Below are 15,035 nucleotides of genomic sequence, written 5' to 3' on the forward strand. Positions count from 1 at the left end.
GCGGCGAAGTGGATCGCCTGCTCGCGGCTCGACCTTTTGAACATCGGCACCGAAATCCGCAAACAACCGTGCACAATAGCTGGTTGCGGCCGAGCTACCTATCTCCACGACCCGTAGATGCGATAACACTCCCATTGAGGGCTCCATTTTTTTTAGCCACGCTGATGCCCTGGAACATCATCGGCCGCGCGATGCGAACTTGCGGCCACCAATAACGCGGCGCTGCTTGCCAGTCCGCGAGATCGATGAAGTTTTCGATCTCGAACGCCGAGGCGATCCATGCGGACCATGCCGTTGGCATAGAGCTGCGCAACTCCTCCAATACTCTTCGCGCTCGGAACAGTCGGCGCAGGCCTCACTTCCCTGCGGAAGCCGAGCCGTATGTAACGCTCCAGCCCCACGCCGTCGAATTCGCTGATCGGTCACGCCCCGGTAAAGGAGGTGTAATAGTCCTCCGATCATCGACCGCGGATACAGGCATAGTCCTTGCGCGGCACAATGCCCAAACACCGGCAAGATCACGCTAGATCCCGTCGCGAGCGTTGGGGGGACGTGACGCACGATGACAGTCTTCTCCGCCTCGGGTTCAACCACGACGTCAAGCGCGATCCATTCCGCTTCGGGCCGCCTCCATCACAGACGCAATCGGCTGTTGCATTCCATTCTCCATTCCTATCTGCCAACGGTCCATCCGCCGCTCACACGGGCTGGCACAACAGGGCGGCTTGGCGACATCGGACCGCACTGGACGTTCGGTACAAATCATGTGCGTTGCTCCATCGCCGCCGCGCTTCAAACGAACTAAACTACTGGCTTCGTCGCTTGGGCAGCTGCTAAATCGGGTAGTAGATTCGTAAAGGGCGTCCGTGATCGCCAGTTCCACCCGTTTTCCTCCATTCCTACTCCGCTGCTCGCATTGTTCGATGCGTAGCTCACCACTGATCGTGGACAGCGGTATTTCCTTCCTATCGTCGGACGGCGCGGAGAGGTGAGAGCCGGGCGGCCTTTCCTCGCCGTCTCGGTGGCGGCTCGAGCAAGGTGTTAGGTGGCCGGAGATCGCGATACTTGACTTGTCGCGCAGCTCCAACGCGTGACAGGGTCGAGCATAGTCAGGACGGGAGCACGATGGCGTTTGTTACGGATGCACGCAAATATGCGGCGATCCGTAACCTGCTTTATGCAGGCGAGATTGCACATCTCTTGGACTAAGATTAGAAAGCGAAACGGTAATCACTTGACGGCTTGCCAAAATGAGAGACAGAGAATGGTATGGCTTATTGAAGATGTCGTTCGTGTCTCCAGCGCGCCAATGCAGCCATGCGTCCGAGATACGAGGAGTGCCTCTCGCATAGGCCTTAGGCCGTACTAATATTGGTCGTGGAGCGGAACGGACTCCGAACTCACAAACCATATCCCTTGAAGAAACGAGAAAGTTTTCTCGTCAACCGCTATAAGCTCTCCATGCCACCCCAACTCGCACACATAACAACAAAACGGCCCATATTTCACGCATGGGTTCCTTCTGAGAATTCCTTCCGCGTAACGCAAAGCTTGACTAATGGTTACACAATGAATTCGTCTGGTCCGACGTTCAGCGCTCAATTGTGCTAGCCCGCGCATCAGCACGCGGTTTCACCCTGCCGATCGAGGCGACACCTCCCACGACGCCTAGAGGCCGACAACGCCCACGAACGTCTCGGGCAGGCCGACGACCTGGGCCTCCTCGAGATAGGCGGTGTGAGTCGCCGTGATCGCATCCACGGCCCGCGTAATGAGGGTCGGCTGCGAACCATCGGCGGGAACGATCACTACCGGAGGAATGGTAGAAGGATTATGCGCAGTAGCCGGTCAGATAGTATTGGTTGGATGGGCTGAAGATGAGCGCCACGTCGAGGTTGCGCGTTAACGCGCCTAGTCGTCAGGCGCGTCCCAAGTTTTCAGTTGGCGGCAGGTTGCGTCGAGACGAGCAAGGAATTCCTGCTTCTCAAGAACGGGCATCTGGTATGGTGACTCCATCAAATGTTAAGGAATTAGCTGGGCGAAGGCCGCCTAGCGGTCGGCACGGGTGGCGAATTCGATGAATTTCTGCGGGCTCTGCGCATTCGGGCTACCTCTCGGATCGCCTAAAGCTGCAGCAATCTCCGCTGCTTTAAGTCTACCACGTCGACGGTAACGTTATTCGTGGTGACCACCGGCTCGATGTGCCGCTGCTTGGCTTGAGCTTTTTCGCGCTCATTTTGGGACTATCTCGGCTCGAGTATCTACGGCGTGCTTTCTGTCATCACGATTACTGGTCCGCCCCTGCTCTACACCGCGCAAATCCGCCGGATCTTGCGCAACATCCAGAGCACGCGGCGGCCGTCGTCTTCAATTCCCACCTCAAGTATCTCTGGCGCATGATCGTCGCGTTGATCGCCAGCGCTTTTCTCGTTCCGATTGCTTGGGCGTTTCGCTGGTTGTTGCGCTGGCAGATGTTGCACCGAGCTGATCGACGAATCTCGTTCATAGGTACGTCAAGTCTCAGCGTCTCTCCCGCAACGAGCCTTCCTGGGCGACGGACGCCACCAGCGTGCCGTCCGGCTTGAAGATCAGGCCGCGCGTGAAGCCGCGTCCGCCTTGCGCGCTCGGCGACTCCTGGGCGTAGAGCAGCCATTCGTCGGCGCGGAACGGGCGGTGAAACCACATCGCGTGATCGAGGCTAGCCGTTATTGTTCGCTCGTCGAACAGGCTGCGGCCATAGCGGGCCATTACCGCGTCCAGCAGCGAGAAATCCGAGGCATAGGCCAGCGCGCACCTATGAAGTGCTGGATCGTCCGGCAGCTTTGCAGCCGTCTTGATCCAGTTATGAATGCGGCCGTTATCGATCTTCTGACCGAAATAGCGGCCGATCTCCACCGGCCGGAATTCGATCGGCCGATCGGATTCGTAATAGCGGTGGATGAATTCCGGCATCTCGGGAAACGTCGACTGCTTGGAGAATTCCTCTGCGGTGAGCTTTTCCGGCGGCAGGAGGTCGGGCATCTTCTCCTGGTGGTCGAACGTGCCCTGCTCTTCGGCGTGAAACGACACCATGATCGAGAAGATCGGGTTGCCGTGCTGGATCGCGATAACGCGCCGGGCCGAGTAGCTCTTGCCGTCGCGCAACCGCTCGACCTGGTAAATGATCGGCACCTGTGGATCGCCGGGCAGAATGAAATAGCAATGCAGCGAGTGCGGTAGTCGGCCCGCCACCGTGCGGCAAGCCGCCACCATCGCCTGCCCGATCACCTGCCCGCCAAACACCCATTGCCAGCTCTTCGGGCTACTACCGCTAAACAGGTTCGTTTCGATCGGTTCGAGGTCAAGGATGGCAAGCAGGTCCATTAGGCGTTTAGACATTGACGTGCTTTCGTTGCGTCATTCCGGGCACGCGTTCCGCTCCGGAAGCCTGAGATCCCGGGTCTGGTCCTTGGGAACATCTCGGAATGCCGGAATGGCCAAGAGGGTCTTGTTTCGCGCATCAGATTCGCCGCTCCGGACAGCTTCAACTGGCGGAATCACACTCAACAGTTCTGCTGCTGGCATTGATTTGGATACATCGAGATGCTTCATTTGAACTCCTGGGCGGCTGGGACTGCGAGACCGCCCTTCTGATATCCGATCTTCCGTTCCAAGCAATCGGCGTGCCGCAAAAGGCTGCTATGCGAGCCTTGCGTGAAGAGAGCAAATCTACCTGTTTCCTGCCGACCGGCGGAATACTTACCCCTTGGGGTCGGACTCCGGACATGGACGTCTTCAACCGGACACGGTGAACACGACAACAGGGCGCGTGAATTGACAGCGGTCGCCGCTTTGCGGACATTTGACGGGGACCTCCGAAACTATGATAGAGGCTCTTGGAATGGACGCTTTGCAAGACCTTCGGCATAGGAAGACTTATCCGGTCGAAAAGCTGATGTCACCAAAGCTGCGTCGATAGGACCGCCTACATGGTCAGAACCGAGGTATCGGGCGCGATTTTTCCGCGTCCCAAAACGTATCGTATGTTGCCTCTCATCATGCTGTTGCCATTGCGCATTTTGATGTTGCATGCCGATGTGCAGGAGAGCGTGGAGACGCTCATCGTTCATGAAGCGTTTCACCGCAGGCTTTCTCTCAAGGTATGATCATCATCATGAGCAGCATGCTTCGCCGCGCACATGGAGCAATAAGCATCTCCGAGAGCCTGGAAGCAGTCAGAAACAGGTAAATTATTGACGGAACTCCGTGACCCGATGCCGTCGTCACGCTGAATCGGCCGGAGGCGAAGAACGCTTTTCCAATCCCCTGCCCCCAGCATCGTGCAAATTGATCAAACGATTCGATGACGATTCGCAAGTTGGTTCGATCCTCATCACCGGCGCGGAGACCGTCTTGTGTGCGGACGGAGATGTAAATGGCATGGGGCAGAGTTCGACCAAAAGAACGAGGTAGCACACGAACAGCGCCTCGCCGATCTGCGCGTCGAACGACGAAGGCTGACCGGTGCGCTGGTCGCGGTGAAAAATTCATGGAGAGTCAACACCTGTGTCGTGGCGATGGAGGCCTGCGGCAGCTCCCTTACCGGGATCGCGAGTTTGGTCACCAGCCGAAATGATTGCCCCTAGCTATGTCAAAGCGTTCATCAAGGGGCAGAAGAATGACGCCGCGGATGCTGAAGCGATGGTCGAAGCGGCGCTACGTCTGACTGTGCGCTTTGTCGCGCCGAAGACCGAGGGCGCCATCGTCTTTCCCACCCGGGAAAACAGTTGGTCAATCAGTGCACCGAAGTGATCAACGCATTACGCGCATACTCGTATGAGTTCGGCGACATTGCTCCGCAAGGCATTCGCCACCTGCGGCGTCTGAGCGAGATCGTCGAGGACGATAACATGGAGCTGCCGGATCTGGTTCGCGATATCTGCCGTGGTTTGCCGGACCAAATTGCCCAGATGATCGGCCGGCTTGAGGCATTGAAGAAGACGATCAACGTGCTGTCCCGGGAAGGGTTACGAGGGAGCCTCATGAGCTCGCCAAACGGATTCGGACCTGATCCGCGCATCACCATACACGGGCCGCGGCATGCGAATGGCTGCACCCTAAAGGCCTGGACACAAGTCCGCACTCGAACACATGCCATGAACTTCGAAGTTTCCCTTGCAAAACGGCTGGCATCCACACAAGTTCAAGCGCGCCAAACGAGCCTTGAAGATACTCAGAATCTATCTCGGCCCGCTACATCACCCGCAAGATCGAAATCAGGATTCTTCACGGGCGACGAAATCACTCACCAAGAACTCCAAACGGCGTTGCGAGATTGAATGTTCTCTCTTCGCACATGAGTGACCCTATGGTCCATCTATTTCGTCGCTTGGCGGCGATTTCCGCGCATGTCTCGCATCTTCAAAGATCTTTGCCAGCTGATGCGAAGCAAGTATTTGGCAGTTTCGCGCCATCTCGGTCGCAGATGACTTTCGGTTGGCAATACATCTTGTGCTTGGCCACGTTGGTCCCTTCGTCGTTCCATCGCTGTCAGTTGCCTGTTGGCGCGTAGGGGAAAAGAAGGGGAACTACCGGCTTCGCTTTCCAACTACCGCGCTTCGCACGCCATGGCTCGGCGTTCCGCGGCTTTCAATTACCCATAACTTTGACCACTCGGGCTGATCCGCTGATCGGCAAAATCTTGAGTCGAAAGAATCACTTGTGATTCCTTGCTGAGCACCTGATTCGCGAGGGGGTGCTCTATGGGGCTGACATTAAGGGATCGATCGGCAAAAGGCCGTTTGCGGTCCTTGGAAGGCGAATGTTGGATTGATCGAGAGAGTAGTGGATGCGAGTTTAGGGACGCGCGGCTCGGCGACAGATTCCGCAAACTGCTCACGCAGATTGGAAGCGCCATGGGACAAAGCATTCCGCTCGTCTGCCAGGATTGGGCGAATACCAAGGCAGCCTACCGCTTCTTCTCCAATGACCGGGTCAGCGAAGCGGACATTCTGGCCGGCCATTTCCAATCGACACGTGATCGTACCGCCGCTGCTGAAGGTCTCGTTCTTGTGCTGCACGACACAACGGAGTTTAGCTATCAACGCGAGAAGTCAGAAGCGATCGGCATCACCAAGAGCATAAACAGTGGGCGGGATAAGGCGGGTCGCCTCAGATCGCACACGGTTTGCGGCATCCTGATGCATTCGAGCCTCGCGGTTACAATCGAGGGTGTGCCGCTGGGGTTGGCGGCCGTTAAGTTCTGGACCCGAAAGAAATTCAAGGGGACGGCAGCGCTTAAAAAGAAGATCAATCCGACCCGGATTCCCATCGAGAAAAAGGAAAGCGTCCGGTGGTTGGAAAATCTCAAGCAGTCTACGCAACTCGTGGATCATCCGGGACGATGCATCCATATCGGTGATCGCGAGAGTGACATCTACGAGCTTTTCTGCGCAGCACAGGAGATCGGAACTCATTTCCTGATCAGGACCTGCGTCGACCGCTTGGCTGGAGACGGGGATCACACGATCGCTGACGAAATGGACGAGGTCGCCGTCAAAGGGCTCCATCGCATCGAAGTCAGAGACAGCAACGGCGATCCCGACCAGGCCGTTCTTGAGATCCGGTATCGCAAGATACGCATCCTGCCACCGATCGGAAAGCAGAAGCGCTATCCCGCTCTGACCCTGACGGTGATCCATGCCGAAGAGCGCGGGACGCCGAAAAACAGAAAGAAGATCGATTGGAAGCTGATCACCGACCTGCCGGTTGGTTCCCGCACCGACGCCATTGAGAAGCTCGAATGGTATGCTTTGAGATGGAAGATCGAGGTGTTCCACAAGATCCTCAAATCGGGCTGCAAAGCTGAGGAGTCGAAGCTCCGGACCGCCCAGCGTCTGACCAATCTGATCTCACTGTTTTGCATCCTGAGTTGGCGGGTCTTCTGGATGACGATGCTCAACCGTTCCGCCCCAGACGCGCCACCAACCCTCGCGTTGACTGCGACTGAAATCGGTGTGCTCGATCGCCTCGCCAACGACAAACCAAAAGCAAGACAGAAAACGCTCTCGCACTATCTGATCAAGATCGCCCGGCTTGGCGGTTATCTCGCCCGCGCCAGCGATCCGCCGCCCGGCAATACCGTCATGTGGCGCGGGCTGTCACGCCTCACCGACATCGCGCTGGGCGCCATGGTCGGAGGAGAATTTGTGGGTAATTGAAAGTGTTCCGCGGGGGCTTACGTCAGCGCCATCACGACGAGCTTCAATATGCGCTATTACCATCGCCGTCTTCCATGTCGCATCTCCTTCGAACGGCGTTTTCAGTAACCTGGTGTCGCATACCACCGCGAGCACGAAATACAGTTCCAATAGAGCTCGACATCTCCATGGCTGACCAGCGTGTGAACAATCGCGCGATGAATTTGAGAAAATCGCTCTCGCAGTTACGGATGCGGCGAAGCGCCGGGACCGATTCGAAACTGATGTGGATCATGAACCGAGTCGTGGTCGAGTGCTGGAGTTGGAACCAGACAGCGGCGTAGGCTTGGCAGGGTGCGCGTACGCAATCACCTCGTCCTTAGAGCCGAAATGACAAATCACCCTGCAAGGTAGACATTGGCCTCCGCTACGATGTCGCGCAGTATCACATCACAAACCCGCTATCGGCGTAAAGCGGGCTTGGCTGCAGCGAGAAAGGAAAATTAGGTCTGATCGCTCGGCGTGCCCCCCAAGTTTGGGAGTTGCGCATCCGGACGTTTGCACGAAACCTTCGTCTTGAAGGAACACTTGTCAATGCGCACATTGCGCGCGGTAGCAAGCTATGACGCGACTCTCGCCGAGAGCCAGAATGCCGTCGCGATGCGATCGGTCGGGAGAGCAATTCACGACCAGAAAGAAAAAGGAGCGTGCCATGGATTTCACGATGTCGGAGAAGCAGAAGGAATGGCTGCACCGCGTGCAGTCGTTCATGGCCGCGCATGTTCGACCGGCCGTGCCCATCTACAAGCAGCAGGATACTGAGGGCGACCGTTGGAAGGTGATCTCAGTGATCGAGGATCTAAAGAGGAAGGCGTACGCCGATGGTCTATGGAACATGTTTCTGCCGCCGTCACCGTGTGATGATGAAGAATTCCGCGGAGCAGGACTGAGCAATTTGGAGTATGCGCGGCTTGCGGAAGAGATGGGTCGCATCGGCTGGGCTTCGGAAGTTTTCAACTGCTCCGCACCCGACACTGGCAATATGGAGGTTTTGATCCGCTACGGCACCAAGGAGCAGAAGCGACAATGGCTCAAGCCCTTGATGAATGGCGAAATCCGCTCTGCGTTCCTAATGACGGAGCCTGCGGTCGCCTCATCGGATGCCACGAACATCGAAACGCGGATCGAGCGGGATGGCGGTCATTACATCATAAACGGCCGCAAATGGTGGTCATCGGGCGCGGGTGATCCCCGCTGCAAGATTGCAATCGTGATGGGCAAGACCGATCTCAAGGCGCCGCGCCACCAGCAGCAATCGCAGATCCTGGTCCCGCTCGATGCGCCCGGCATCGAGATTGAGAGGATGCTTCCCGTATTCGGCTATGACGATGCACCGCAGGGTCACGGCGAAATCCTGCTTAGGAATGTGCGTGTTCCCGCGAGCAATCTGTTGCTAGGCGAGGGCAAGGGTTTTGAGATCGCGCAAGGTCGACTCGGGCCGGGCCGCATTCATCACTGCATGCGGACCATCGGCAAGGCCGAGGAAGCGCTGGAGAAGATGGTCAAGCGACTCAATTCACGAGTCGCTTTCGGCAAGAAGATCGTCGAGCACTCGGTTTGGGAGCAGCGCCTCGCGGAGGCTCGCATCGACATCGAAATGAATCGACTATTGTGCCTGAAAGCGGCCGATATGATGGACAAGGTCGGTAACAAGGCCGCTCAGCTTGAGATTGCGATGATTAAGGTGGCGGCGCCCCGCATGGCGCTCAAAGTCATCGACCTGGCGATCCAGGCTTTTGGCGGCGCCGGCGTCGCCGAGGACTCAGGTCTCGCGCGCGATTATGCGTCGGTGCGCACGATGCGTCTGGCGGATGGCCCTGATGAAGTCCACTGCCGCGCTATTGCTAGACTTGAGCTTCGGAAGTGCGCAGATTCTCCGGTGAATTGAAGGAGAAAGCACCGCAGCGGGCGTACGGAACCGTAGGGCCGCTTGGCATCCGCCACGGGCGAGGTCTGACATCCGGGCGAACGTGCGCAGCATCAATCTTCAACTTGGAAACCGAGCCTCCGTGACGACGCGAACGGGGTAAGTTTCAGATAAGACGCTGGAGGCAGAAGTGCACCACTTACCTCGTGCATTGTGTCCGTTCTGCGAGGCGTCACCGTCTGGGATGAGGTACGTATGCAAACCATGCAGCGGTTGGCGACCCGCCATTTTCGAACGCTATGTCACGATGAGGTAGACCCAACCACCACGAGCAAATTTGCCGCCAAAGGGACGGTCGTCTTCAAACCGACCGAGGATGGACCTCCGCTGCCGCTATTTACGGTGGCCTGGCGCCAATGGCGCAGCACCACAAGGGAAGGCTCATGCCAATCGAATATTCTGCCGTACTCAAGCTCAAAACCGAAGCCGCTCCTTATTCGTGGAGCGACCGTGAGGTGATACTTTATGCGCTTGGTATCGGCATGGGCTCCGATCCTCTGAACAAAAAGGAGCTGCAGTTTGTCAACGAGGCGTTTGCAACACGCCAGCCGCTGAAGGTTGTTCCGACCTTTGCTTCGGTCTGCGTCTGGGGAGCGCGACCCGGAGTCATTGATCTCAACTCCGTCATGGTCCTTGATGGCGAACGGGACATCACATTTCACAAGCCGGTGCCTGTCGCGGCCAGCGTTACCGCGGATGCTCGGGTGCTCGCCGTGTACGACAAGGGCAAGGAGAAAGGCGCGATCATTCAGGACGAAGTAGTCGTCAGAGACGGCGACGGTCACAAGATCGTCACTATCGTTTCTTCGACGTTTGCGAGGGGCGACGGCGGGTTTGGCGGACCACCGAAGGGAATGCCCGAGCCGCACAAAGCACCCCAGCGAGCGCCGGACAGATCAATCGATATTCCGACCCGGCCCGACCAAGCGCTCATCTATCGTCTGTCGGGGGATCGAAATCCCTTGCATAGCGATCCGGAATTCGCGCGTCGGGCCGGTTTTCCAAATCCCATTCTCCATGGCATGTGCACCTATGGACTGACCTGCAGGGCCGTGCTGCAGACGTATGCCGATTACGATCCCTCTGCTTTCCATCGGCATCGTGTCCGCTTTTCTGCCCCGGTGTTCCCGGGTGAGACCGTCACGGTTAATCTCTGGAAGGATGGCAATTCGATTTCGTTCGAAGCGCAGGTTCGAGAGCGCCAAGCTATGGTCGCCAAGAATGGGCAGACCGTACTGGGCTAAGCCTTTCCGGACGCGCTTCGCCCCAACAGAATCACGCGGAGATAATTCGAGTCTGCCACAGCGACCATACGCATTGAGCTGATCATCGGGAGCCCCGACGCGGCCAAACGACTAACGCTTGTCGAAGAGCTGCCGTACGGATTGAGCTCGCGGGCAATCGCGCCGAAAGATCGGCCCAGCCCGGCGATTATCTCATGGTGGAACAACTACGCCACGGTGGCAAACGCGACGGAGCTTCTCTCGTCCCGTCCCACTAGGAGCCTGTCCAAGTAGTCGCTGGTCAAGTTGGGGCGAGTCTGATTCCTTGCGGGGCTATGAGCAAGGAATTTTGAGCCTGGAAAATTGACGAGGCTTATCGGTGCGAGAGGGGTTTGATCTTTCGGCGATTTCCGGCAGCTACAGCAGGGCGCTCGGCCAGCCGCCGTTTGACCCGAGAATGATGACGGCGATGCTTCTGCATGGCTACGCGAGTGGCATCTACTCGTCGCGGCGCATCGCCAGGGCAGCGGTGGAGCGTGCCGACTTCATGATGATCGTGGCCGGCGCACGTCGGCCGACGGTGGATCAACGGCTTCATCGCGACTGGGGGACAGAAGCACGGAGCCACGTCCGCCGCCGCCAAGCGGCCGCTCAAGCCCGGATCGCTCCTCGCCCGGATGAGCGCCAAGCTCAAGCGCGCCGGCCATCGCAGCCGCTATCGATTGCGCAAGGCGGTGGTCGAACCGGTGTTCAGACAGATCAAACAGGCCAGAGCGTTCCGCCAGTTCGTGTTGCGAGGGATAGAGAAAGTGAAGGCCAAATGGGCGATCATCTGCACAGCACACAACCTGTGCAAGCTAGCTTCCGCCGCGTGACAGCAATCTCATGCTGTCGTCGCGCTCTGACCGCCAATAACGCGTTGTTCAACGTACGACTAAAGTTCGAGTGCCCGCTATGTCTGCGGAGTTATCCTGGCGACTCTGGGTCAGCGAAGAGAGCTGCAAACTCATTGGCTCGACGGCGTGCGCGTTCGTCGCGACGCGCGCTATCCTGCTCCGTCCAGCGGCGTTGGCTGTTTGAGGGCTTTCTGGTGCTCGAGGCCGGCCGGGTATGCCGGTGGTTTTTCCGATTCGGAGGAAACACTTTGTGCCCAGCCGCCACGTATTGATGGCCAGATGAGATGGGATGGTTGCCGTCCTCCCCAGATGGGTGCGCGCTCCAGACGATCGTGATCACCGATTCCAAGGCCATCGTGATCACCCATTCCAGAGCATCGTGATCGCCGTTTCCAGCGGATCGTGATCGCTATTTCCAGCGATCGTGATCGGGGACAACGGGAGGCACGCACGGCTGACAGTCTGCAACCCAGGTAGCTTGATCTTTTGCCCAACAGCAGAGGACCGAGATGCCGACAGAGAGACTATCCATGCGCCACATTCGCGAAGTTTTACGCCTGCATTACACTGTCGGCATGTCGCAGCGAGCGTTTGCCCGCAGCCTCGGCCTGGCCCAGGGCACAGTCTGTCAACTTGGCGAGGCGGGCCGGCATGACCTGACCGTCGCCGCCGGAGTTCGATGACGATGTCTCCCTCGAGAACCGGCTTTTTCCGCCACCGTCCGATCTGCCCAGCAACGAGCGTCCACAGCAGAATCTGCCGGCGGTCCACCGCGAGCTCCGTCGCCCCGGAGTGACGCTGATGTCGTTGTGGGAGGAGTATTGTGACAGCGGCTCCGACAGCTTCAGCTATTCGTGTTATGTTGCGGCCAGATTTATATTGTCGCTGCTGGAGTGAGCCAAGGATTTCGCCAACCTCCTCGGCTCGCTCCGCAACATAAGATTGTGGCCTTTCGGCCTACAGGGCCTTCAGGAATGCCATCAACGACGGGAGAGAGGGGTGCCGAGGCAGGCTGCTGATATCGACCCTGGCTAACGCCTCTGCTTTCATCTCCAGGTCGACTTCAGCATAGATGTGCGTGGTGTCTAATGACACTGGCCCAGCCAAGCACAGATCGTGTTGACGTCGACGCCGGCGCGCAGTAGGTGCACGGCCGTTGTGTGCCGAACCGTATGTGGGCTCACGCGCGTCGTCGCCAACGTCGGCACCGTTTCAGCCGCCATAGCGGCATATCGCGTCACGAGACGGTGTATTCGGAAGCGCGTCAAAGCTGGTTCGTCCGCCCGAAAAGACCGCTTCATTTTTGTTCCGGTCAGCCACAAGACGAGTCAACGAGGTTGCCGTCGTTGACCACAATGGACAGATTCTAACCTTGTTTCCCTTGCCGTGAGGTCGCACTGGCGTGGGGGGGGACGCACCTAGCTGGAGATTGCCCACCGTCAATTTTTCCGCCTCATCGGCGCGAGCACCGCTGCTGTATAGGAAAAAGCAACAGAACATGGTCGCGCACCCCAAGACTCCTGCGTCTGTCAGGTTGGTTTGAGCAACGCGTCCATCTCGGCCTTTTCGAGGTATCCGATCGCCGGCTTGGCCGCCTTCTTGAACGGCACTGCCCGTATTTCGGAACACCAGGCCAGGTGAACCGGCGAATGCGTCCCGATAAAGCGCGCCAGTGAATGGATGGTCGCTAGCCGTTGCTTGCGGGTGACCTCGCTGCACTGGCGATCGGTGGTCCAGGAACTTGCGGACGACTTGCGGCGTCGGCTCTTCACGGTCATGCGATCGATGGCGCAGCCTCCCTGCTTGCTGGCAAACGGCAGCAACAACTTGAGCCTGTCGCGGTAGCTGGTATGGGTGTTGCGGAAAAGATTGCGATCGGCGACCAGATGTTCCAGCAAGAACCGCCGGATCCGCGGACCAAGCAGGCTCTTATCCATCATGGTCGGCCTGCATCGCGTACAGAGCAAAGCGCTCGCTGGCCGCCTGCGGGAGATCGGGCGTCATCTGCAAAACGCGCTGGGTTGAACGGTTGCGAGTTGCGGAAGCAGTTGCTGCACCTCCTGGCCGGAGCGATACCATGCGATCACCCGGTGCACCGCGGCTGTGTGGCGAATATCGTGCAGCCGTGGAGTCGAGGCTCGTCGACAGGGCCACTGATTCCGGCGGCTCGGCGGACATGCTGAAACCAGGAGATGACCCGCACATAGTGCCACGGTCGACTGCCGCGCGTAGTGAATAATGGAGGTTCGTGCCCGCGCGGCAGAGGGAGCCGGCGACGGCGCTCGACGTGCTCGGCCAGTTCCTGGTTGAGCTTTTGGTCCGATTGGCACGAGGAGCGTTTTGAAGAACTTGTGTCACGGACGGTGATGACCTGATCAGTCAGACCCACGTCTTGCAAGACAAAACTAAGCGCCTCGCCAATGCGCATGCCGCTTCCGTACAGCAACAAGAGGAGCGTACGGTACAAGACTGGCACGTGAGGGCGATGCGCAACCTTCAGAATCGAGGTCGCATCTAACAGGCCGCGCAGTTCTTCCGTGGAATAAACATAGGGTGTTTGTTGCGCGGCAGCTTTGGAATCGTTGTCGGCAGCGAAGAGGATGCCGCGTACCCGCGACTGATGGCGAATCTATAACAGCCGCTCAAGACGCTATATCGCAGCATCCAGGTGGCACTGAGCGATCCTTTGCCTTGGAGGAACTCGGCTACCGCCTCTGGCGTGACTTCGCCGATATCTCGATCGCCCATCGCTCGGCAGAACCTGCGGAGCAGAACCTCAGCGGACTCGAAACGCGCCCCCAGTGACCTCTGCTTGGCCAGATAGGCGTCGACAACATGGGTCAGCATCATTGGAGGTCTCCCAGGTCGAACGCTCCGAGCTCGCGAAGCGACTGCATGTTCACCTTGGCGTAGATGCTGGTTGACACCGCGCTGCGATGTCCCAAATGGTCGCCGATCTACTTTATCGACAGACCTTCGGCAAGAAGTCGGGAGGCGCAGGCGTGGCGCAACGCATGGCGACCGCGACGGGCAGCGTCGATTCCAAGCGCAACAAATCTGCGGTGAGCGACATCATAGATGCTCCCTGCCTTCAACGGTCGACGGGGCGCGTGCATGCAGAGGAACACTTCGGGCATGATGATAGCGGCCGCACCGTGTCGACGTAGCGGGCGAGCGCCTCAGCCGCAGAGAAGACCAGCGGGTAGATCTGCGGCTGGCGGCGATTCAGGCGGAAAAGCCGTAGTGTCCCACCGGACCAGTCGATCTGATCGAGGCGCAATGCCGCCACTTCGTCGCTGCGCATCCCGTAGACCGCGAGCAACGGCAGGATCGCACGATCACGGATGTCCCGGGGGTTGTCAGTCTCGGCTTTGACCAACATGCGCTGCACGGCGCACCAATCTGGGGCATACGGCAGCTACTCCTCGCGATAGAGCCGAGGCCGGCAAATCGCGGCGCTAAGCGGTCCGTACACATTCTCCGCTTTGCCGCGTAGCGCAGAAATTCCAAGGCAGAGGCTGTGCTGGCCACCGAAACGCGGGACTATCGTCGCGTCGCCTGGGTAACGAAATAGGCGTCAACGTCCGCAGGCTGAAGGTCGCTAAGTTGCCGGTTTGTCTGATACTGCTACACCCGCTCGACTTGCATGTGTTAAGCCTCACACCAGCGTAAGAACCTACCGATCATCCGTCTCCACTGCTCCACCGTCGATGGCGTAAAACCGCGCTCATTGCGCATCCATGTCATATAC

General features: G+C 58.3%; 14 protein-coding genes and 3 pseudogenes. 9 read left to right on the forward strand and 8 right to left on the reverse strand.

All coding sequences use genetic code 11. The features are described from left to right. The 4 genes and pseudogenes from Q2941_RS47130 to Q2941_RS47145 all read right to left on the reverse strand — a co-directional run. On the reverse strand, positions 1 to 147 hold a 147-nt coding region (locus Q2941_RS47130), incomplete at its 3' end, for a CoA transferase (RefSeq protein WP_458196888.1). A 1,684-nt stretch (positions 148 to 1,831) separates the two neighbouring features. Further along, positions 1,832 to 1,897 (reverse strand): annotated as a pseudogene (locus Q2941_RS47135) (aminopeptidase P family N-terminal domain-containing protein); the annotation flags it as partial. 623 nt (positions 1,898 to 2,520) lie between these two features. Then, positions 2,521 to 3,378, reverse strand: a complete 858-nt coding sequence (locus Q2941_RS47140; protein WP_458196873.1) for an acyl-CoA thioesterase — start codon at positions 3,376 to 3,378, stop codon at positions 2,521 to 2,523. 18 nt (positions 3,379 to 3,396) lie between these two features. Beyond that, positions 3,397 to 3,591 (reverse strand): hypothetical protein, encoded by a 195-nt coding sequence (locus Q2941_RS47145; protein ID WP_458196874.1) that lies wholly within the window; start codon positions 3,589 to 3,591, stop codon positions 3,397 to 3,399. Between the two features lie 377 nt (positions 3,592 to 3,968). Between Q2941_RS47145 and Q2941_RS47150 the strand changes: the two genes are divergently transcribed. The 9 genes and pseudogenes from Q2941_RS47150 (at position 3,969) to Q2941_RS47190 (ending at position 11,967) form a co-directional block, all read left to right on the forward strand. Further along, entirely contained in the window at positions 3,969 to 4,145 is a 177-nt protein-coding gene (locus tag Q2941_RS47150; protein ID WP_458196875.1) for a hypothetical protein, read from the forward strand. 466 nt (positions 4,146 to 4,611) lie between these two features. Next, entirely contained in the window at positions 4,612 to 4,791 is a 180-nt protein-coding gene (locus Q2941_RS47155; protein WP_458196876.1) for a hypothetical protein, read from the forward strand. After that, positions 4,767 to 5,318, forward strand: coding sequence for a hypothetical protein (locus tag Q2941_RS47160; RefSeq protein WP_458196878.1), 552 nt, complete (start codon positions 4,767 to 4,769; stop codon positions 5,316 to 5,318). The genes Q2941_RS47155 and Q2941_RS47160 overlap by 25 nt, the downstream gene beginning before the upstream one ends. Before the next feature lie 423 nt (positions 5,319 to 5,741). After that, a complete protein-coding gene (locus tag Q2941_RS47165) occupies positions 5,742 to 7,199 on the forward strand; it encodes an IS4 family transposase (RefSeq protein ID WP_254108284.1) in 1,458 nt (485 codons plus the stop codon). Positions 7,200 to 7,890: 691 nt separating this feature from the next. Beyond that, positions 7,891 to 9,126 (forward strand): acyl-CoA dehydrogenase family protein, encoded by a 1,236-nt coding sequence (locus Q2941_RS47170; RefSeq protein WP_458196880.1) that lies wholly within the window; start codon positions 7,891 to 7,893, stop codon positions 9,124 to 9,126. Positions 9,127 to 9,548: 422 nt separating this feature from the next. Beyond that, positions 9,549 to 10,409: a MaoC/PaaZ C-terminal domain-containing protein gene (locus Q2941_RS47175; RefSeq protein WP_458196881.1), complete on the forward strand. Its 861-nt coding sequence runs from the start codon at positions 9,549 to 9,551 to the stop codon at positions 10,407 to 10,409. A gap of 358 nt (positions 10,410 to 10,767) precedes the next feature. Beyond that, positions 10,768 to 10,938, forward strand: a pseudogene (locus Q2941_RS47180) (transposase); the annotation flags it as partial. A 28-nt stretch (positions 10,939 to 10,966) separates the two neighbouring features. Next, positions 10,967 to 11,263, forward strand: a pseudogene (locus tag Q2941_RS47185) (transposase); the annotation flags it as partial. 551 nt (positions 11,264 to 11,814) lie between these two features. Next, positions 11,815 to 11,967, forward strand: coding sequence for a hypothetical protein (locus Q2941_RS47190; RefSeq protein ID WP_458196882.1), 153 nt, complete (start codon positions 11,815 to 11,817; stop codon positions 11,965 to 11,967). Between the two features lie 846 nt (positions 11,968 to 12,813). Here the strand turns inward: Q2941_RS47190 and Q2941_RS47195 are convergent. The 4 genes from Q2941_RS47195 to Q2941_RS47210 form a co-directional block, all read right to left on the reverse strand. Continuing rightward, positions 12,814 to 13,224: a site-specific integrase gene (locus tag Q2941_RS47195; protein ID WP_458196883.1), complete on the reverse strand. Its 411-nt coding sequence runs from the start codon at positions 13,222 to 13,224 to the stop codon at positions 12,814 to 12,816. Positions 13,225 to 13,367: 143 nt separating this feature from the next. Further along, positions 13,368 to 13,760, reverse strand: a complete 393-nt coding sequence (locus tag Q2941_RS47200; RefSeq protein ID WP_458196885.1) for a tyrosine-type recombinase/integrase — start codon at positions 13,758 to 13,760, stop codon at positions 13,368 to 13,370. A gap of 38 nt (positions 13,761 to 13,798) precedes the next feature. Continuing rightward, the gene (locus tag Q2941_RS47205) at positions 13,799 to 14,134 is read right to left on the reverse strand and encodes a hypothetical protein (RefSeq protein WP_458196886.1); all 336 of its coding nucleotides are present in this window, start codon (positions 14,132 to 14,134) and stop codon (positions 13,799 to 13,801) included. Between the two features lie 241 nt (positions 14,135 to 14,375). Continuing rightward, the gene (locus Q2941_RS47210; protein WP_458196887.1) at positions 14,376 to 14,666 is read right to left on the reverse strand and encodes a tyrosine-type recombinase/integrase; all 291 of its coding nucleotides are present in this window, start codon (positions 14,664 to 14,666) and stop codon (positions 14,376 to 14,378) included. Positions 14,667 to 15,035: the final 369 nt, after the last annotated feature.

The sequence above is a fragment of the Bradyrhizobium sp. UFLA05-153 genome, from assembly GCF_054185185.1.

What these genes read in the sequence shown, in the direction of transcription:
- Q2941_RS47145 (WP_458196874.1), bottom strand. Translation starts at nt 3,591, where the DNA reads ATGAAGCATCTCGATGTATCCAAATCAATGCCAGCAGCAGAACTGTTG.
- Q2941_RS47170 (WP_458196880.1), top strand. Translation starts at nt 7,891, where the DNA reads ATGGATTTCACGATGTCGGAGAAGCAGAAGGAATGGCTGCACCGCGTG.
- Q2941_RS47175 (WP_458196881.1), top strand. Translation starts at nt 9,549, where the DNA reads ATGCCAATCGAATATTCTGCCGTACTCAAGCTCAAAACCGAAGCCGCT.
- Q2941_RS47210 (WP_458196887.1), bottom strand. Translation starts at nt 14,666, where the DNA reads ATGTTGGTCAAAGCCGAGACTGACAACCCCCGGGACATCCGTGATCGT.
- Q2941_RS47205 (WP_458196886.1), bottom strand. Translation starts at nt 14,134, where the DNA reads ATGATGCTGACCCATGTTGTCGACGCCTATCTGGCCAAGCAGAGGTCA.
- Q2941_RS47190 (WP_458196882.1), top strand. Translation starts at nt 11,815, where the DNA reads ATGCGCCACATTCGCGAAGTTTTACGCCTGCATTACACTGTCGGCATG.
- Q2941_RS47165 (WP_254108284.1), top strand. Translation starts at nt 5,742, where the DNA reads ATGGGGCTGACATTAAGGGATCGATCGGCAAAAGGCCGTTTGCGGTCC.
- Q2941_RS47140 (WP_458196873.1), bottom strand. Translation starts at nt 3,378, where the DNA reads ATGTCTAAACGCCTAATGGACCTGCTTGCCATCCTTGACCTCGAACCG.
- Q2941_RS47150 (WP_458196875.1), top strand. Translation starts at nt 3,969, where the DNA reads ATGGTCAGAACCGAGGTATCGGGCGCGATTTTTCCGCGTCCCAAAACG.
- Q2941_RS47155 (WP_458196876.1), top strand. Translation starts at nt 4,612, where the DNA reads ATGATTGCCCCTAGCTATGTCAAAGCGTTCATCAAGGGGCAGAAGAAT.
- Q2941_RS47195 (WP_458196883.1), bottom strand. Translation starts at nt 13,224, where the DNA reads ATGATGGATAAGAGCCTGCTTGGTCCGCGGATCCGGCGGTTCTTGCTG.